The organism is Chitinophaga oryziterrae (genome assembly GCF_009758125.1).
GTDB classification, from domain to species: domain Bacteria; phylum Bacteroidota; class Bacteroidia; order Chitinophagales; family Chitinophagaceae; genus Chitinophaga; species Chitinophaga oryziterrae.
In genome coordinates this window covers 167,039-186,497 of record NZ_WRXO01000002.1, presented here as the reverse complement: position 1 = coordinate 186,497, position 19,459 = coordinate 167,039, and the positions used below count along the sequence as shown (strand labels likewise).

The 19,459-nt window shown below is 43.3% G+C and carries 16 protein-coding genes; 6 read left to right on the top strand and 10 right to left on the bottom strand.

All coding sequences use genetic code 11. The features are described from left to right. Window positions 1–10 precede the first annotated feature (10 nt). The 5 genes from GO495_RS08320 to GO495_RS08300 all read right to left on the bottom strand — a co-directional run bounded on the left by GO495_RS08320 (window position 11) and on the right by GO495_RS08300 (window position 8,015). Entirely contained in the window at window positions 11–1,144 is a 1,134-nt protein-coding gene (locus tag GO495_RS08320; RefSeq protein ID WP_157299254.1) for a SusE domain-containing protein, read from the bottom strand. Between the two features lie 32 nt (window positions 1,145–1,176). Further along, complete coding sequence (locus GO495_RS08315) at window positions 1,177–2,799, bottom strand: RagB/SusD family nutrient uptake outer membrane protein (RefSeq protein ID WP_157299253.1); 1,623 nt, start codon at window positions 2,797–2,799, stop codon at window positions 1,177–1,179. A gap of 12 nt (window positions 2,800–2,811) precedes the next feature. Then, a complete protein-coding gene (locus tag GO495_RS08310; RefSeq protein WP_157299252.1) occupies window positions 2,812–6,297 on the bottom strand; it encodes a TonB-dependent receptor in 3,486 nt (1,161 codons plus the stop codon). 64 nt (window positions 6,298–6,361) lie between these two features. Further along, on the bottom strand, window positions 6,362–7,375 hold the full coding sequence (locus GO495_RS08305) for a FecR family protein (protein WP_157299251.1): 1,014 nt from the start codon (window positions 7,373–7,375) through the stop codon (window positions 6,362–6,364). 61 nt (window positions 7,376–7,436) lie between these two features. Beyond that, window positions 7,437–8,015, bottom strand: coding sequence for an RNA polymerase sigma-70 factor (locus tag GO495_RS08300; RefSeq protein ID WP_157299250.1), 579 nt, complete (start codon window positions 8,013–8,015; stop codon window positions 7,437–7,439). A 351-nt stretch (window positions 8,016–8,366) separates the two neighbouring features. Between GO495_RS08300 and GO495_RS08295 the strand changes: the two genes are divergently transcribed. Beyond that, a complete protein-coding gene (locus GO495_RS08295; protein ID WP_089782441.1) occupies window positions 8,367–8,606 on the top strand; it encodes a hypothetical protein in 240 nt (79 codons plus the stop codon). 32 nt (window positions 8,607–8,638) lie between these two features. Then, window positions 8,639–9,061 carry a hypothetical protein gene (locus GO495_RS08290; protein WP_157299249.1) on the top strand — a complete coding sequence of 141 codons (423 nt, stop codon included), beginning with the start codon at window positions 8,639–8,641 and terminating at the stop codon, window positions 9,059–9,061. Between the two features lie 48 nt (window positions 9,062–9,109). Here the strand turns inward: GO495_RS08290 and GO495_RS08285 are convergent, their stop codons facing one another. Next, on the bottom strand, window positions 9,110–9,979 hold the full coding sequence (locus GO495_RS08285; protein ID WP_157299248.1) for a DMT family transporter: 870 nt from the start codon (window positions 9,977–9,979) through the stop codon (window positions 9,110–9,112). 54 nt (window positions 9,980–10,033) lie between these two features. Next, on the bottom strand, window positions 10,034–11,494 hold the full coding sequence (locus tag GO495_RS08280; protein WP_157299247.1) for a sialate O-acetylesterase: 1,461 nt from the start codon (window positions 11,492–11,494) through the stop codon (window positions 10,034–10,036). 130 nt (window positions 11,495–11,624) lie between these two features. On the opposite strand from GO495_RS08280, the gene GO495_RS08275 reads away from it, so the two are divergent. Beyond that, window positions 11,625–11,861, top strand: a complete 237-nt coding sequence (locus GO495_RS08275) for a hypothetical protein (RefSeq protein ID WP_157299246.1) — start codon at window positions 11,625–11,627, stop codon at window positions 11,859–11,861. 441 nt (window positions 11,862–12,302) lie between these two features. Here the strand turns inward: GO495_RS08275 and GO495_RS08270 are convergent, their stop codons facing one another. The 3 genes from GO495_RS08270 to GO495_RS08260 form a co-directional block, all read right to left on the bottom strand. After that, a complete protein-coding gene (locus GO495_RS08270) occupies window positions 12,303–14,756 on the bottom strand; it encodes a glutaminase family protein (RefSeq protein ID WP_157299245.1) in 2,454 nt (817 codons plus the stop codon). Window positions 14,757–15,008: 252 nt separating this feature from the next. Beyond that, entirely contained in the window at window positions 15,009–16,121 is a 1,113-nt protein-coding gene (locus GO495_RS08265) for a glycoside hydrolase family 88/105 protein (protein WP_157299244.1), read from the bottom strand. 23 nt (window positions 16,122–16,144) lie between these two features. Then, window positions 16,145–18,214 carry a hypothetical protein gene (locus GO495_RS08260; RefSeq protein ID WP_157299243.1) on the bottom strand — a complete coding sequence of 690 codons (2,070 nt, stop codon included), beginning with the start codon at window positions 18,212–18,214 and terminating at the stop codon, window positions 16,145–16,147. A gap of 112 nt (window positions 18,215–18,326) precedes the next feature. On the opposite strand from GO495_RS08260, the gene GO495_RS08255 reads away from it, so the two are divergent. The 3 genes from GO495_RS08255 (at window position 18,327) to GO495_RS08245 (ending at window position 19,338) form a co-directional block, all read left to right on the top strand. After that, window positions 18,327–18,737 (top strand): RNA polymerase sigma factor, encoded by a 411-nt coding sequence (locus GO495_RS08255; RefSeq protein WP_157299242.1) that lies wholly within the window; start codon window positions 18,327–18,329, stop codon window positions 18,735–18,737. Then, a complete protein-coding gene (locus tag GO495_RS32645; protein WP_420808912.1) occupies window positions 18,730–18,954 on the top strand; it encodes a FecR domain-containing protein in 225 nt (74 codons plus the stop codon). The genes GO495_RS08255 and GO495_RS32645 overlap by 8 nt, the downstream gene beginning before the upstream one ends. Before the next feature lie 141 nt (window positions 18,955–19,095). Next, a complete protein-coding gene (locus tag GO495_RS08245) occupies window positions 19,096–19,338 on the top strand; it encodes a hypothetical protein (protein WP_157299241.1) in 243 nt (80 codons plus the stop codon). The last annotated feature ends 121 nt before the right edge of the window (window positions 19,339–19,459 follow it).

Genomic DNA, 19,459 nt, shown 5'->3' with positions numbered 1-19,459 from the left:
ATTGGAATAGTTATTTAATGATTACTTCATGCGTATAATTCTTGTCTGGCGAGAAGTATACATTTACATCACATGCTTTGGTATCTACCTCTGACATGAATTTGAAGCTATAGTTGTACTGGTCGTTGTTCGGAACAGGTTTCAGTTCCCAGAAAGATAACGGTGTAGTGGCTGTAGGGCGGTTGTTATCTGAATTAGAACTACCGTACCATTCCTGACCAACTGTACCATCTGCCGCTTTTACATCCATACGGAATTTATAACGTTCATCACGGCCCCATGATTCCTGGTGGAAAGTGATGACCTGGTTCTGGAAAGACCAGGTACTGTTACCTGCATATGGCAGGTCGTATAGAATTTTGTTTTCCGGAGCGAACCACAAGCCGATAGCAGTAATCTCAGTAACGGTAGCCGCCGTATTATTAAAGTCAAGGCGCAGGCGGTATTGTTTGGTACCATCAGCCTGTGTGCTTTCGCCACCTTCTTTTAAAATAGTGCCATCGATATAATAAGTAGCAGGAGTACCGGTATTCCTGTCAACGAACTGATAGCTACCATTTTTCAAAGAAGTATACACTTCAAATACACCAGGTGCCGTAGATTTCAGTTTTATCGCTTTTGACAGATCAGTACCCACTTCAGTAGCTTCGCCGGTGAGGTATACATCTACCGGAATTTCAGCAAAGCCATTTGGCCTTTCTACTTCTATCGTACGTGTTTCAGTAGCCAGTTTGATGTTGAATCCTTTGGCAGCTTTCACACTCCATTTCAGTTTACCTGTAGCCAGAGCAGCGATGCCTGCTTTACCGGCAATGCTGTTCAGATCTTTATGGGACAGGCTCAGTTTGTTCTGTACCCCACCACCATCAGAAGCAATCGTAGCAACAGGATCGGAGAAGTCGCCGGTCTCTTTATCAAACACTACTTCATACAATATCAGAGAACCATCTTCTGCACGTGCCTGTTCCCATTCGAAACTAACAGAAGCGCTGGTAGCAGGTTGCAGCTTGATATATTTATCATCTACCGGAGCACTCAGTTTGCTAACCGGTTGAATATTGGAATTTATTTTATAGTCCTTTTTGCAAGCGCCGAACAGAAGGCCCAGTGATGCAATAATTATAGCGGAGAAATACTTTTTCATATCGTATCAGTTTGTAATTGTTAGTAGGAATTTTACCAGAGATCGTTTTGTCCGAGGTTAGCGTTCTGATCGTGTTCAAACGTAGGTACCGGCCACAGGTAATGTTTGGGATTAGAGAATATTCTGTTCTCCACAATAATATACCCGTTTGGATCTTTGGTGAATGCACCTGATGTTACTTTAATACCTCTCACCGGTTTGTTCAGCACTACGTCTGCGATTTTCCAGCGGCGGATATCAAAAGGACGAATGCCTTCGAATGCCAGTTCTGCTCTTCTTTCGCGGCGAACGATAGTTTGCAGTACTTCTTTTGTACCTCCCGGAAATTCGGTAGCTCCTGCATCGGTAAACTTAGCCCGTACACGTAGTGCACGGATGGTTTGATTCCATATGGCAGCATCCAGTTGTCCCAGTTCATTCTTTGCCTCTGCATACATCAGCAGTACATCTGCATAACGGATCATGATGAGGTTGAGAGATGAGTTGTAATTACTGGCAGTACGATCGTAGTATTTGTAGAAATAATAACCGGTAGGAGAAGCGCCCTGATCATCTATACTGTTGGTAGATGGATTAGAACCCGGCTGAGTAAGAATAGTCTGCACTTTACCATCAAAGTCTGTGATAGTAGATTTATCATGCAGGATAGTGGCTTCAAAGCGCGGGTCCCTGTTTTTATATGGATCGTTTTCGTCGTAGCCGGAGCCTGATTCAGCGATACCTTTACCATTCAGCATTACGTAATCATCTACCAGGTCTTGTGTAGGTACCAGTACACTTCTCAGCAAAGCGACAGTCTGTGGCAGGAAGCTACGTTGTGAGCTGAATGTACGGCCACCTCCATATTGCAGGTCGAGGATCACTTCGTTGTTGTACTCATTAGCGGTAGTGAAGATGTCGCTGTAATTACCCATCAGGCCATACGTACCGTTAGTGGTATTGCCTATGAGTTTTTCGCAGTCATCTACCGCTCCCTGCCATTCGCTTTTAAAGAGGTGCACACGCGCGCTGAGTGCAATAGCAGCTCCGCGTGTGATACGACCTTTGTCTTTCTCCGCATATCCGCCCGCAGTGCCAGTATAGTTATTTACAGGCAGGGAAGAACGGATGTCGGTGAGTTCACTTTGAATGAAATCCAGGATCTGCGCTTTATCCGTACGGCCAATCGTTTTAGCAGCATCGATGGTGATAAGGTCTGTATAGAAAGGTACATTCCCATACCAGTTTACCAGCTGGAAGTAGGAATAGGCGCGGATAAACCGGGCTTCTGCCAGGATCCTGTGTTTTAAAGTGGAGTCCATACCGGGTACTTTATCAATGTTCAGCACCACGACATTACACTTACGGATACAGGTATAGCGGTACCCCCATTCAGCTGTTACACGGCCATTGGATGGATCATACGCGCCATTGGCGATCTTTGATACGGCATTAAAACCATCTCCGCTAACATAGGCGTTATCACTCAGCGCTTCATCACCGAAGAAGTAGCCGTCGTTAGACATGTTTTCATAACAGCTGGATAAAGCGGCCAACGCATCATCGTTTGTCCGCCAGTAGGCAGCATCTGTATATTCACGCGTGATAGGCTGGTCCAGCTTGCGGCAGGAGTACAGCGAAGTAGCGCTTAATATCAATATTATTAATCTCTTCATACAATTAACTTTTTAGAATTTCAGATCCAGACCAAATGAGAAAGTGGAAGCATTGGGATAGTTACGTCCTGCAATAGGATTGTAATTAGCATTGCTTAACTTATCATCATACTGTGTAAACTCAGGATCCACGCCCAACTGGCGGAAACGTTTTGGCGTGATCGTTAACAGGTTCTGACTGGTGAAATAAACCCTGACACTCTGCACCTTTATGGCACTCAGAATATCGTGTGGTAAGGTGTAACCAAACTGCAGGTTCTTTAAACGCAGGTATTTGGTATCAAATAACCAGTAATCGGAATAAGCAAAGTTGTTGGCGTCTGCGGTTCCGATAGTGAGGCGAGGATAAGTAGCTTCAGGATTGGTAGGCGTCCAGCGGTCCAGGTGTTGTACGAAAGCATGGTCTTCATTGTTATGAAATGCTTCTACGATATCCCCACGCAGGAACTGGGATCTTTTACCTACCCCCTGCCAGAACATGGAAAAATCGAAGTTCTTCCAGTTAACTGCATAAGTGAATCCGAAGGTATAACGGGGAAAAGGATTCCCAAATACATAACGGTCATTGGCATCTATCTTACCATCTTTATTGCGGTCTATATACCTTACATCTCCCGGCATTACCTGCTGGTTATAGGCGAATGGCACCGCAGGTGCATTTTTGATATCGTCCAGGTTCTGGTACAGGCCGTTTGATTTATAACCATAGTAAGAAGCGATCGGGAAACCTTCTTTAATGATATAAGTAAAGTCGGACCCCTGTATAGACTGTTCACCATACCTGATCACCTTATTTAAGTTATCAGACAGGTTAGCAGTGAGGGTGTGATTGAATCCGCCGGTTTTAGCACGGTAAGAAACGGACAGTTCCCATCCTTTGTTCTGTACCTTACCAACGTTCTGCAAAGAAGACCCGGTACCCGCCGTACCTGGTACTACCTGGAACAGATAGATCCCTGTAGTATTCTTGTTGAAGTAATCGAATGAAGCAGATATTTTATTGTTGAGTAAATCTACATCCACTCCGTAGTTACTCATGGTAGAAATTTCCCATTGTAATGTTTCGTTGTAAGCGGAGAAGTCCGCCCCCTGAGAAGGTGAATTGTTAAACGCATACTTATTTGGATTGAGTGTTACTCTTGCGAGGTAGTTGTAACCACCTATGTTAGAGTTACCTACCTGTCCCCATGAATAACGGAGTTTCACATTTCCATATCTCTTCAGATCTTCCATGAACTTCTCATCGGTAACACGCCATCCCAGTGAAAATGCAGGGAAGAACTGCCAGCGATGACCCGGAGCCAGTTTGGATGACCCATCATAACGCCAGGTAAATTCTGCCATGTATTTATCATTGTATACATAGTTTACTCTGCCGAAGAGCGAGTTCAATGCATACAGGTTAGGATTGGTGATGTCGTTATATGTACCGATGCTGGAATAGTCATAGCTACCGTCTGGTTTAGGAATATAACCTCCACCAATAGCATACTGATCGTCCAGGTTGGTAGTACCATAGCGACTGGCCCGCAGACCATAAAATTCGTTGGTAGCATCACTTCTTGCGCCCACCTGTGCTTTTACGTAGTGTTCACCGAAGGTATTTTCATACTCTGCAGTAGCGTATACGTTTGTATTCCTGTCTTTATAACTGGATTCAGAAAGCTGGTTGTAGATAGGAGGATTGGCAGTGGTATAATAAGGAGCGTAGGAATATTTATTAACCCTGCTGATATTGTCATTTATTTTGTAGTTGCCGGAAGCATTGAAGTTAAAAGACAGATGCTTTACAGGATTGATCGTTACATCGATCCCACCCAGCAGGTTATCTTCTTCTCTCATATTATAACCACCCAGGTCCAGCGCTGCAATTACGTTACCACTGCTAAGCGCAGGCACAACATAGTTACCAAGAGAATCCTTTACAGGATAGATACGTGGTGTACGCATCGCATCTCTCATCAGGAAACCTATATCCGGCTGCTGAGTGCGATAGTATGATTTTGTGTAGGCGATATTTGCATTCACCTTTACATACTTGCTTACATCTACAGAAAGATTTGTTCTTGCATTATAACGTTTGTAGTAGAAGTCCTGATTTACATATTTGTTCTGCAACATATTCCCCTGGTCTAAATATCCCAGAGAAATGAGGTAGCTGCTGTTTTTACCACCACCGGTCAGACTAAGATTATGACTTTGCTGAGGTGTAGTTTTACGCAGCATTTCGTGCAGCATAGCAGGTTCTGAACCACGTTTCTGCCAGTATGCGATATCTTCGGGAGAATACTGAGGTGTTTTACCGGAGTTCACCAATGCTTCATCTTTCAGCGTCATGTATTCCCATGCTTCCACATTGCGAGGCAGTGTGGTAGGCGTTTGCCAGCCATACATCGCATTGTACTGCACACCTGGTTTACCGTCTTTGGTACCTCTTTTAGTGGTAATATATACGACACCGTTAGCCGCCTGTGAACCATAGATAGCAGAAGACGCCGCATCTTTCAATACGGAGATGCTTTCCACATCGTATGGGTTCAGGTTTTGCAAGCCGGTAGTACCTGCCTGTACACCATCGATGATGATGAGTGGGGTGTTACCGGTCAGGCTTCCCACACCACGTATATTCATTGTTAATGTAGCGCCGGGTTCTGCGGTGTTCTGTTGCAGGATCAGGTTAGGCGCCTGTCCCTGCAGAGCCTGAAACATATTAGTAACGGGTCTGCCCTGTAAATCTTTTGAAGAGATGGTATTGATAGCAGCTGTTACCTGTTTCTTTTGCTGTGAGCCATATGCTGTAACTACTACTTCTCCCAGGTCCTTAGAGTCGGCAGTAAGCATAATGGTAATATTAGTTCTGCCTGCGATCCCCACTTCCGATGGGATGTAACCAACGGAAGAGCATACCAAGGTACCATTGCTTTGCCCAGCCGGGATCTTTAGCGTAAAAAAACCCTGATCATTTGTAATAGTACCGATGGAGGAACCCTGCAAACGAACATTGATATTAGGGATACCTTCTCCCTTATTGTTAACTACACGGCCATTCACTGTTACATCTTCTACGCCGGTATAGGTAGCGGTTTCTCCCCCCTGCCTGAGAATGATCTTGTTATTGATCATTTCAAACCGGATATCCAGCGGAGATAATATCATTTCCAGCACTTCCGCCAGTTTTTTGTCCTTTACATTGAGAGAAACTTTCTGTGCAGCTTTAATCTCATCATTGGAGTATACAAACACAAAAGGGGTCTGTTGCTCTATTCTCTCCAATACATGGGCCAGCAGTTCATTATTTACCTGCAGGCTAATACGGTTCTCTAAAGGTTTCTCAGTATCCTTTACCTGTTGTCCTGCTGACGGATGCTCCATATTGGAAGCAAATGCCACCTGTGCTTTTAGATCCAGCATGCTTAACAAAGCCATGCAGATAATCAGCGGCAGGAACAAAGAGCGGAAAGGACCCGAGAATAAAATAGGTAGCGGTCTTTCTTTCATAACGCAGCTGTGTTTGTGAATTTTGATTGATTGAAATAACGTGAACTATAATGTATGCTAAAACTTACTGACTGATAATTAATGTACTGTCAGTAATATCGTAATGAAATGCTTTTGACCGGGCCAGGTAATACATGATATCCTGCAGGTTGTTGTTCTGGAAATTACCTGTTAAGCGAAAATGCCGTGGCGCATCTTCGGTAAACGATACTTTTTTACCAAATGTTCTTTCCAGTTCATAGGAGATATCTTCCAGGGTCATATCCCTGAATACAAGACGGCCTTCTGTCCAGGCTTTATCATCTTCCGAAGAAGTCACTTCTTTTTTAATGCTGTTGGCTACCTGTTCATAGGTTACTTTCTCATCCGGTGTAATGTAAATAGTATCCGGTCTTTTACCGCTGCCTTTATAGGCCGGGATAAATGCAACTTTACCTGTTCTTACAGATGTTTGTACCGGCTCATTCTCATAAGCACGGATATTAAATGAAGTACCCAATACCTGTACATCCCCTTTTGCAAGATGAATGATAAAGGGTTTGCCGGGATTACTGGCTACATCAAAAAAGGCTTCTCCTTCCAGATATACTTCGCGTATTCCTTTGCTGAATACTTCGGGGTAAGAGAGTTTACTATCAGCATTCAGCCATATCTTACTACCATCTGCCAGTTCTATAGTGGCTTTAGTGGCTTTACCATTTTGCCTGTGCAGCCATTCGGTAGTATCAACAACAGCCATCTGTTTTACTGATGCGGTATGATGAAAGGTGAATGCAAATCCTCCTATCAGTAATAGAACGGCAGCAGCGCCTGCCCATCTCCACATGGGAGTAAATCGTGTACGCTTAACCGGTATATCTGTTAATTTGATACGCGCCATTGTGCGCTTCAATGCCTGTTCGGTATCTGCAGATGCGTGATAAGATGTTTCTGTAAAGTATTGCTGAAGGATAGCATAACGTTCCTGTAAGACAGGGTCCTGCTGCAACATCGCTTCCAGCTCCTGCTGTTCTGCTGCGGTAGCTTCTCCTGACAGTTTCCTGGCAGATAACGTGGTGAATAATTCTTCGTTGATCATAAAATGGAGCCGGTTGTATAAGAAGGACAGGGAAAAGAAAATAACTACTTACAAGATGTAATTATTTTTTTTTGATACGGTTGAACATATAGGGTCCTATTACTTCGTTGAGGCGTTTCATAGCACGGAATAACTGGGTTTCTACAGTACGTGGAGAGATGTTGAGGATTTCTGCCACATCTTTATATTTAAATCCTTCTTCTTTGATGAGTTTAAATACCCGGCGGCATTGATCGGGCAGGCGACTTACTTCCTGGTCCATTCTGAACAGGATCTCTTTCCATTCCATCCTCTTTTCGGGATCTACGGAATTGGTCAGTTCTGCCATCCCTGTTTCTTCATTAATAGGGGAAATACGCAGAGACGAATATTGTTCAAGATAGTTAAGGGAGTGATTTTTAACGGCTACAAAGAGATATACTTCCAGGTTGGCTACCTTTTCTAATTCTGTACGGCGGTTCCATATTTTCACAAATACATCGGAAACGATCTCTTCCGCAGCTTCGCGGGAGTGAACGTACTGGATACAAAAGTGTAACAACCGGTCATAGAAATGTCGGAATAGCTCCGCGAAGGCTTTTTCATCTCCTTCACATGCGATCTGTTGCTGCCACAACTTTAAATTTGCGCTGCTGCTCATACTTCACCTCTTTATACTACAATGCTACCATGTGGATTTATAACGTGTCATACTGTTAAGGCTGCAAGAAAGGTAAAGATAACCAATGCCGTAGAATTTGTCCCCTAATCATATGGTATAAAGCATTTTACAGTTTTCTTCGTGGAATCAGTCTCCCTTAAATGAGTTCTTATTCTTATAAAGACAGGTAATCCGGAAAAACTACTTACAAAGAGAGAAAAATATTTCAAATTAAAATCAGCTTCATACGTATGTTCTTTTGAATGCATTATTTATTATATATCTCGATAAGAAGAGGGTTATTCTAATAAAATTTCCGTAATTTAGATATCTAAACTTTAATATTATTAGATGTCAGCTACGTTCACAACTATATTGGGAATAATTGCAGTTTTCGCTTCACTGTCTTCACTGGCTGTAACTTTGATAGGTGCAGCGCAAGAATCTGCAAAGCTGAAGAAGTTCAGTAAATATCCGCCTAAAACCCTTGTAATAGAAAATAGATCAGGAAACGTAATAGTGTTAGAACTTGAAAAGCAAAACGACACCCAGCAGCTACTCCGTACGATGGACGCATTGTTAGGCAAATAGAACCGTATTATTTTAAATCCTATTTTTTTCAATTGAACCAGGAAAATCCACTGGTTGCTAACCTATCCACACCGGCTTCCAATATCCAGCAACCTAATAATACTACATCCGCAAGCATAGCCGGCGCCAGCGGTGGTACACTCTTAGTATTGCTCGCCAACAATCTTTCTGAGTCTTACCCGCTAAAATCATGGCTGGTCATAATAGCCCCCAGCGTATCTATAGTCTTGTCTTTATTTTGGAAATTTATCTCTAAAAAGACCAATACTTATTTCAAAGGAAAGAAAGTAGAAAAGTCTAAGACACTCCTTCAAAAGAAAATTCAGGCCGCTCTTAATAACGGACTCATTTCCCAGGAAGAAGCAATTGTGCTGAAAAGAAAGATGATAGAGATCGAGCTGCAAAGCATCGATAACCTGGCCAATAAGATCAAATCCATCGATTTTGAGGATTAATCCATCCGCAGGCTTTTAACGGGGTCGGTCAATGCCGCTCTCACTGCTTTATGCCCCACCAGCAAACTTTTCTCTTTGTGCCAGGTATAATCCACCTATTACCAGTAAAGTACCGGCCAGGGTATACCAGCTGAGTGGTTCGTGCAATAACAGCGAAGAAAGCATAAAACCGAAAACAGGGCATAAGAACAGCCATAAAGAGGCTTTCACAGCATCTTTACGTACCAGGTAAAACCACAATTGTAAAGCGATAATAGATACAGGAATCGCCAGCCAGCCAATGGCCAGCCAGAATTGTAAATCGAAATGACTGTCTGAAAAATTACCGGTGAAACAGGTAACGGGCAATAATAAGAACCCACCCAGAAATACCTGCCACGCATTGATAGCAATGTTGGGCAGCGTCCATTTTACACGTGCATAATAGACCGTGGCGACTGATACAGAAACCATTCCGCCCATTAATATCAATACGCCTTTCAATGTAGCATGACTATCCTGCAATAAAGGATATGTTGCCAGCGCAACACCTGTGAGACCCAGGATAACTCCGCAGATCTCATACCAGCGTAATGGCCTTTTCAGCCATACAGCGGATATCATCATAATGAATAACGGACTGGTAGCTGTAGACAGACTACCGATACCGGCAGAAACTGATTTCATGGAAAGGACAAAACACCCCAGGTAGATGGTGGTGTTCATCAGGCCGAATATCAGTAAATGCAGCCATTCTTTTCCCTTAGGTAACGCTTCGCGTTTGATAGCATAGGTGTAGAAAAGCATAGCCCCTCCTGCCAGTAAAAAACGGATATTGGCAAGGATAAAAGGATCTGCGGAATGAATACCGTATTTAGTAGCTACAGCAGCGGATGCCCATAAAAAAGCGAAGAGCAAACCTATAATAATCTGACGCATCGTTGTTCACCTGAATGAGGGCTGATTGAATACAATCAGCCCTCTATTATTTAATTATTTACCGAAAGTTATTCCCTGCCAGTCATCTGTACGGAACGGAGATGCAGGCAAGCCGGCGCCATTATACAGATTCCCATCCGGGTTATCTGCCCAGCCGTAACGTACGGCTACAGGGCTTTTCACCTCATCACTCCATACGATTATATGATCTCCTGAGATCTTAGCCTGCGCCCAATGAAACTGTTTATCAGCCCCGGCAATCTCAAAACCTGTTAATGCAGAGCTCCCATGTTTCATCATTAAACCATCATCTGTATATTTAAAAGACAACGTGATCTTACTACCGGCAATCTGTTTAGACAAATAAACAGGGCCTGAAAAAGGGATCTTTTCTCCATATACCTGTGCCCGTGCTATCAGCGATAAGCGTCTGCCTACTTCCTGTTTGTTCCTGGGATGGATATCTTTTGCATCTCCTATATCAACTGCTGAAGCCATTCCGGTATTCGGCAATGCCAAAGTACGTAACTGCGCTTCTCTTAACTCTGCCCAGGCGGACGGAGCAGGTTCTGTCTTTTTGTCTTTGAAGCTGGCCAGCTGTACAAAATAAAAAGGGAACTCCCCGGTATTCCAGTGCTTGCGCCAGTCTTTGATCATCAAAGGAAACAGTTCGCGGTACTGATAGGCCCTGTCTGCATTACTTTCACCCTGATACCAGATTGCCCCACGGATGGGATAAGGTAATAAAGGATGGATCATTGCATTATATAATAAAGTCGCTTTGTTGGGATCTCCGGGAGCCTTTGGTTCCGGCAGGCTTTCCAGCGCCTTCACGGTATCTGCAAACGCCGGCATTGTCTTTAAAGACTCCCCACTTGTCCATGCCTCTGCCACAGTCCCTCCCCAGGATGTGTGTATAACGCCAACAGGTATATGTTCGTGTGTATAAATTTCACGGGCAAAGAAGTAACCAACTGCGGAAAACTGTGGAATATTTTCCGGAGTGCAGGTTAACCATCCACCTTTCCAGGTCACCACATCTTCCTGCGGGGCCGTACTGGTAGTATGGTTGATCTGGAATAAACGGATCTCCGGATAGTTGGCGGCTTTTATTTCCTGTTCGAAATTGATAACATGGCTCCATCCGTTTACGGGCATTTCCATATTCGACTGTCCGGAAGCGATCCACACCTCCCCTATCAGGATATTATCCAGCGTAATGACATTATTACCTTTAATTGTCATGGTATAAGGCCCTCCGGCAGGACGGGCGGGTAATGTTACCTGCCATTTGCCATTCGCGGCGGCAGTTGCCTTATAGGTAGTATTAAAGAAAGAGACCGTAATCTTTTCTCCTTTGTCTGCCCATCCCCAAATGTGTAATGGTTTGTTGCGTTGTAGTACCATATTGTTGCTCACTAATGCCGGTAAACGTACGTCTGCATAGCTATACAGCGCCATAAAGCATGTAACAACAAATAAGAAGAAAGACCTGGCTAACGTGGCTAATTGCATATTTATCTTGATTTTGAGACAGGTAAGGTACAAAACGGGAGAATTAAATGAAATTTTTTCGGGGGATTTAAGGGTTTAAATATTTTGGCACGAAATTTTTATATAGGATCTGTATAAAACGAAAAATAACATGTCAAACGATATCATAACTTTTCAATTCGACATCAAAGCGCTGCATTACCTGAACAGTAATAGCAACAATATTAAAGCTACAGTAGATGCAAAAGGGAACATTGATCTGGCAACGGCGGCTTTGAAATATTATCAATCAACAACTCCGGATATTATATCGCTTAATAATGAAGCAGATGTGAACAGGTTCAAACACGTGGCGCGTCGTTTCTTCAGCGAATTCAGCGAGAACTGATTTTCATCCATTTATCTTTTATTCGTTAGTCCCCTTTCGTTCATTGTAATCCCCCCGGGAGTCATTCATTGTAACCTCGAACATCCATTTAATTCCTCAATACATCCATCGCCCAAAAAAGGGGGCAGCCTGCAAAGTCACATTTGCGGGCTTCTTTTTTTTTACTCACTGGTATAAAAAAAGGAAGGTCGCCAAGAATGACAACCTTATCTACCATATCCTAATAAAAACCAAGCTTTTACAGTATGATCTATGATCATACCCTAATATGTTGAACGAAATGTTTGCATTTAGAGAATGGGGAAAGGCGGCGCCTTTTTTATTTAAGGATAGTAACTTGATTACAAATATATAAAGACGGGAACGAACCTTTTGTAGTAACATTACTACACTCTATAAATTGAATGGAGTAGCCTGTAAAACAAGCTACTCCATTGCGTATTATTTCTTTATGGTAGCACTGAGCAACTGCATGAAATACCCGCCCACTACGCTTCTTGCCTGGAAGCCTACCATCTTACCGTCTGACGTTTCATGCCAGTCGCTGAGAGGTACACGGGAAGAAGTTTCTGTTGCATATTTATATACAGGGTCTATTAATGCACTGAAATCCGACTGATTATTCGCCAGCGCAGCAGTCCACAGTATCCAGTCCGATTTGGTATATCCTTTACGGCTATCCAGTGGTAGACCAAATGGCTGCTGACGGGTGAGATAATATTTTATCTCTTTGTCATACACAGAAATAGGGAACAGGTCCAATCCCAATACTTTATCCCACACTAAATTATACTTCTGGCTCCAGGAGCCTTTATTTTCAAATGCCAGTGTGTAATGATCCCCATCATCTGCTAGTTGCATCCATTTAGGGACCATCTCTTTTGCTGCCTTACGGTATTTGTTGGCAGTAGCAGTATCTCCCAGCTGATCAGCCAGCATGGCATAACTACCTAAGCCAACGATTGCTTTAACTGAAAGATTGGCATTCCGCGCCAGGTGTCCTGCAAAGTCGTCTGTGCAAAGCTGGTTAGCAGGATCAAAACCTTCTTTCAATAAATATTCTGCCCAGGTGGTCAAAGTTTTCCAGTGCTTTTTTGCATAGTCCGCATTACCTTCTGCTTTGGCAATAGCGGCCGTTAAGATGATCATGTTACCTGATTCTTCCACAGGCATGCCTTCACCATACGCCTGGCCATTGGCCAGCGGATAAGTACCCAGATCATGGGCTGCATAGGGTTGTGTATATTTTCCGCTTTCGCTGAAATAGAAGATACCGGTAAGCATCCCCTTCATCAGGTCCGGGTTGTATACCAGGAATAAAGGAGCAGACGGATAAGTGACATCTACTGTGTTGATACAACCATTGCTGAAGTTTTCTTTAGAAAGGAACAGGACATCTCCATCCGGGCTCTTTACCAGTTTGTGAGCGGCGATACTCTGCCTGTAGCCCAGGTTACATAATTTAGCGTAGTTTTCACCACCTGCTTTTTTTGTATCCGCGTATAAATTATCGTCAAATGTATTACAGCGTTGCATGATAGCAGCGTAATCGATTGCTGCTTTTGACAATTCTTTTTCTATGGTGCAGGATGCATCTTTTTTCCACCAGGGAGCCAGGTTAGTATTGAAATACTGGATAGAAAACAGGTCATCATATCCCAGCAGGATTACCTGTTCTTTTCCTGTAGCATCCACTTTACCTAATGGTACAATGGTATTCAGCATCAGTTGTGTACCGCTGGTAGTAGTTGTAGCAGGCATTTTATCAGCAAATGAACTCATGCCTTCCCCTTCTTTTGTAATGTACTGAACGGCATTGGCAGCCTTTGGTACTGCCACATACAGATAACCCCAGTCGATTCTCAGATCATCTCCTTTTTTTGCCAGTACCGGTTGATCTACTGTACCTGTTTTTAAGATTGATAAATCTCCACTGGTATACTGCTGTGCGGTTACCTGCTGGGAAGGTGTATTCACAGCAAGGCTGGAAGAGGCGCCGAAGTATAACACTACTCCATGTGTCCCTCCATCATTGGCCTGTACCTTATAAGTGATATAAGATACCGGACGCGAAAGCAGATCAAGATCACTGAGCAGTAAAGGCGAGGTGAAATTCAATGTTACATCTACTTTACCTGCGGTGAAAGTATAAGTAGTTTGTGTTGCAGTCAATTTTACACTTTTCTGTGTAGCTACCTGGATTTTAGATGCTGCCGGATCTTTCGCTTCTTTTACCAGTCCGGCGTCTAACCATGCTCCGCCCTGCGTATTGGTGCAATGTATGGCCAGTACATTTTTACCTTTCTTCAGTTTTTTGCGGGCTGCTTCACTTACGGGGAAATATTGCATGCGGGTTAACCAGCCTACATAACTGTAGATAGGTTCTCCGTTCAGGTATACTTCTGCATTATCATCATGATTTATTTTCAGCAGGAGTTTATCCAGATTTTTATCGTTTAATTCGAATGTTCTGCGTACCCATATTTCTCTGGTATTCCATTGGGTCCCGTCCAGGTTCTGTGTATTCGTGAAAGGCGCTTTACCTGTTTGCCATTGCGCATCATTAAACTTTTCATTCTGCCATCCATCTGCAGGAGCAGTTTCTGTATACTGACAACTGTATGATTTTTCATCAGCAGCAGGAATCACAGTTTCATAATTCTCCCCTTTAGCGCCTAATATGCGGTAGATAACACCATCTACCTTTATCATGCCTGTAATGGATTGGTCTGTGCCTGTCCAGTGACGGGTAGTAGAAGCGGTCAGATCATCAGTAGCCGACCAGATACTGAAATACGGATCGTGAGTAATAAGCGGGTAGGCCGGTGCCTGTTGCTGCTGTGCATACAATTGCTGTGATAGCAATAGGGCAGCAATACCAAAAACTTTGTTCATGATTTGTGGAGCTTTATATTTAGATAATAAAACGCGGATAACTGCGCAAAACTGTATGCAGCTGCGGACCTGTTGAGACTCATACGCCAGAATATTGTTGACGAACGTGGATAAAAACACACAACTATCAAGCTCACTACCGGAAAAATAGAAATTATTTCTTGTTAAAGGTAGCTTCTACGCTTATTTTTTATGAACGGGGTTAAACAATAAAGTCAAAGCCGGGGTGAGCTTTGACTTTATCAGGAAGAATTATTTTAACTTATAGATCTCTGAACCGGCTAAAAGGAAACATCCTAACCCATAATCTTCAAAATCGGGGATCTTCTCATAAGTTACGGGCTGACCATCTGACGGTTGTTTACCTGTACTCTGCACAAATCCCAGCATACCGTTCTCATGTACGCAATCTTTCACCAGTGCATTCCATCCTTTTAACACTGCAGGTAGATAAGTTGATTTGTTTAAGTATCCTTTGCGGATACCCCAGGCCATGCCATATATGAATAATGAAGTACCGGTTAATTCCTTACCACCGAAATGTGTAGAGTCGCGCAGACTTGCATTCCAGAAACCATCTTTTCTTTGCAGTGTAAGTAATGCCGCAGACATGTCTTTGAAATCTTTCAGGTAGTCTTTATAATAAGGGGATGTTTGTGGTAACTGGTCCATTGTTCTTACCAGTGCAGCCAGTACCCAGCCATTACCACGGCTCCAGTAGCAGCTTTCACCATTAGGTTCTTTGTAGGGAGGTACAAAATCTTTATCTCTCCACCAGAGGTGTTCTGTTGTGTTGTATAATCCGTTACCACCATGCTGGTATTTGGTAAAGTTATACATCTGGTGCATACGTCCGAAGTAAGTGGTGTCTTTATATATCTTGCCTAATTGCGCCATCAGGGGCATGCCCATCTGGATCGCATCTATCCAGTTCCAGTCATCTATTTTATCAGTTTTCAACATACTGTCTATAGATGCTTTGATATTGGCGATACGTTCCGGTTTCTTATCAATGAGATAAAGGTCGACGTATGTTTGTCCGCAGGCCTGATTATCTGCGTTACGGGTAGTGATGCCGCTGCGCAGGTTCCATTGGTGTTTCTCTCCCCATGATACGGCATAATCGTAGTATTCTTTTTTGGGACTAATACTGTAGAATGCCATGAGTCCTTCGTAATACACGGCCCTTGTCCAGATATTGCTGGGCCAGGTTTTATTGAGAACGATGTCTTTACCGGTATCCGGCCATTTCTCCATGAAATAGCCATTGGTGAGGGTAAGTACTTTTAGTACTTCTTTTTTGTTTTGAGCAATGGCCGGGAGCATTCCCAGCAGCATAGACAGTAATAAGATGTTCTTTTTCATCGTATGAAATTTAATGAATTTTATCAGGGCATGGGTTGAATATCTTCCCATTTTACTTTCCATGTACCATCATCCGGAATACCGGGATTTGTAGTTTTGCAACCATCATATCCCGCGCACATGAGAGCTACAGCAGTGAGTAGTCCTCCATTGCCGGGTAAATATAATCGCAGGCGTTCATCCTGGTAATTATGTCCGTTGGACAGCCAGGTGTTTGTTTGTACGGGTATGAACAGCGCGTCAATTGCTTTGTTTCTTAGACCCAGGCGGGTGGCAGTCATGCTGGTGAGCGGGAAGTCCCAGCCCCAGGTTTCTTTCCAGTTCCAGTTGTTCCATATTTTGTTAAAGGTGTTGTGCATGATAGCGGTGTCCAGGGCTGTGCTGGCGGGTAGCATGCCCAATGCGCCTAATACAGCAGGATGGTCTGTCATGAATACCGGATTGATGTAAGAATCTTTTGCACTTTCCGTGGCCAGGTATACACCGTTCTGTTGAGGCAGGGCAGATAATTTGCTTAATACTTCGTCCCATTTTTTGTTGCGGGGTAATCCCAGGCGTTCCCGCCACTGTTGAGCTGTTGTTAATCCCCAGCGCCAGTAGGCCAGTTCAAAAGTGGGATTAAAGGTCTCTTCTGGTTTAAAGCGTTCCTGTGCGGGAATCAGACCTTTACCCAGAATGTATCTGTTACTATCAGGGGCCGCATAAGAAGCCATAAAATCTGCGGTAGCAAAGACAAGATCTTTATACTTATCTAATGTAGCGCGGTTATGATAATGACGGTATACTAATTCCGTCATGTATATAAAATGAGGTTGCTGCCAGATAAGGAAAGCACCTACAGAAGAAGGGCTTTCATTCCCCTGCGGGTCTGTCATCTTTTGCCAGCGGATACCTTCGTATCCCTGTCTTACAGCGATAGCCTTTGCTTTGTCTGCGACCTTCAAATACCATTGCAGGCTTTTCTCCATCAGTTCTATCCGGTTCCACAACGCAAAATGTACAGTATGCCACCAGTACATTTCAAGATGAGGTTTGCCGTACCAGCTATTATAGGTGAGACCGGTTTCCTGTGGAGGCATGTCACCGGCACATTGCACCGCCATCAGGTATTGGGAGAGGATGATACGGCGTTCCAGTTCAAAAGCACGGGGATCTGTACTGCCGGAAAAATCAACCATCCCTCCGTGTGACCAGTAGGCATTCCAATAAGTAGCCGCAACTGTTTGTGTGCTCGGGCTTGGAGAGCTTAGCTGTTTTTCTGAAAAACGGAAATTGCATTCGGTGCCGGGTGTTACAACGAACTCATTAGGTTCGCCTTTTGTTACCTTACCACCTGTTACCTGTACATAATATTTGTAATTATCCAGTTGATGAACAATAGTATTATTGATAATCTCTGAATGATGTTTCCCGATACGGTTTACACCGGCATCCGCAAACTCTCCTGTTGGATATGGGAACCGGATTTTTATCTTCAATCTCCCATCTCTGACTAAAGAAGAATTTACTTTTACGGATACAATATCCTGTTGAGGATGTACGGCAGTTATGACATCTACAGGGATCCCTTCTACTGTAAAATGGCTTTTTATCTGTCCGTTCCAGAGATCCAGCGTTTGTTTTATCCCTTGTATATCCTGTAAAGTACAAGGTTGTCCATCTTTCTTAATAATCTCAAACCCTATATTCCCTAATTGCAAGCGATGAACATTTTGCCGGAACCAGTCTGAAGCCCGTTTATTCCTTTCCGGGCTATGCCATTGTACTGCATAAGTAATGTCCCTGTTGTGCAAATGGTAAGTCTTCAGGCTTTCCTCAAAACGGTAACCAGCAGTATCAGTAAAGCTGTCCCATCCCCACTGAGATTGCGTCCCCAGCGACACACCGTTGCTATAAGCTTCCGGGAAGCTCTGTAAGCCCGTTATATCAGCAGTAAAAGCAAATCCCCCATTCCCCACCGTTAAGGAAGAAAGTGAGTCGTATTTAAGGTTGATAACGTTGTGACGTTCTACCAGGGCTTTCCGGTTAATGGATTGCCCTGTTACCCGCATGCATAGCATGGTCAGTATGATAAGCGTGGTTATAGTTTTCATTCGTGGAACCTGCTTTATGGAAACGTTTGCATAAAAGTTAACAAACTTAACTTTAAAATGCAACATAAAGTATCCTATACTATCCCATAGAGATTTTATAAATTGAGGGCTTATGTCAAATGAAGAAGAAAACCGGGTACACTGGGAAAATATCAGTCGGGGCGATATGCAGGCTTTGCTGGCATTACACGGTAATACCTATTTCCATTTGATACGTTTTGGCCTTAAAATATGTGGAGATGATGAACTGGTAAAGGATTGCGTGAATCAGCTATTTTTGCAGCTATGGGATAAGAGGGCCAAAATGCAGCCTGTAACCCAGGTGCGTGCTTATCTGTTCACGACCCTTCGCCACCTGATCCTCGATGAACTGTCTTACCTGGATAAAATGGACAATGCTATTATCCGTATGTCCGGAGAAGCAGCGCCCAACGAATTATCCTATGAGGAAATTATCATTAATGTACAGCATGATGAGGAACTGAAAAGGAAACTAGAAAGTAGCTCCTGTATGGATCCATAACAGGCTTGAAATAGATAATGAGCCACTGGAAGAAATAGCGAAGAAGCTGGAAAAGTGGTATGGTATCCCTGTAATATTCTCAGACGAAGCCATAAAAAGCTACCGGTATTCTGGCACCTTTGAAAGTGAATCCATTATTAAAGCACTGGAAGCCCTGCAGCTCTCCTACCCTTTTAATTTCAAAGTCAACAATAACGTGATCGTTATCAGTAAATAAAGAGAGGGGAAGTGCTACGAACACCTCCCCCCGATTTTCAGGTTCGCCAAATCACTAACAAACCCAACCAAAATTATGCGAAAAATTGTGTTTTGAGGCAGGAAGCTTCATGCCCTTATGCCCAGTCAATTACTATTAACGATGAAACTAGCCACCCTGCTCTTTTTTCTGACTTGTATGCAGGTATATGCCAAAAGCTATGCCCAGGAAAAAATTAGTCTGCAGCTAAAAGAGACAAGTATTCTGCAATTACTGAAAGCAGTGGAAAAACAAACCAGCTACCGGTTCGTGTATCACAATGAAAGCCTGAAAACGTGTAACATTTGTAAACATGAAATCTACTGGGAAATACAATCTGAAACTCATAGTAAATTAGATGATTAATGATGTCACTGGCAATCGTGTATCCGTTGCCTCGTTCCTACTTGAATAATAGAATACCTAAGTGAATTGATTCAAGTATGTAGCTCATCCAATCACACTTAGGCAGAAACCACAGATCTGT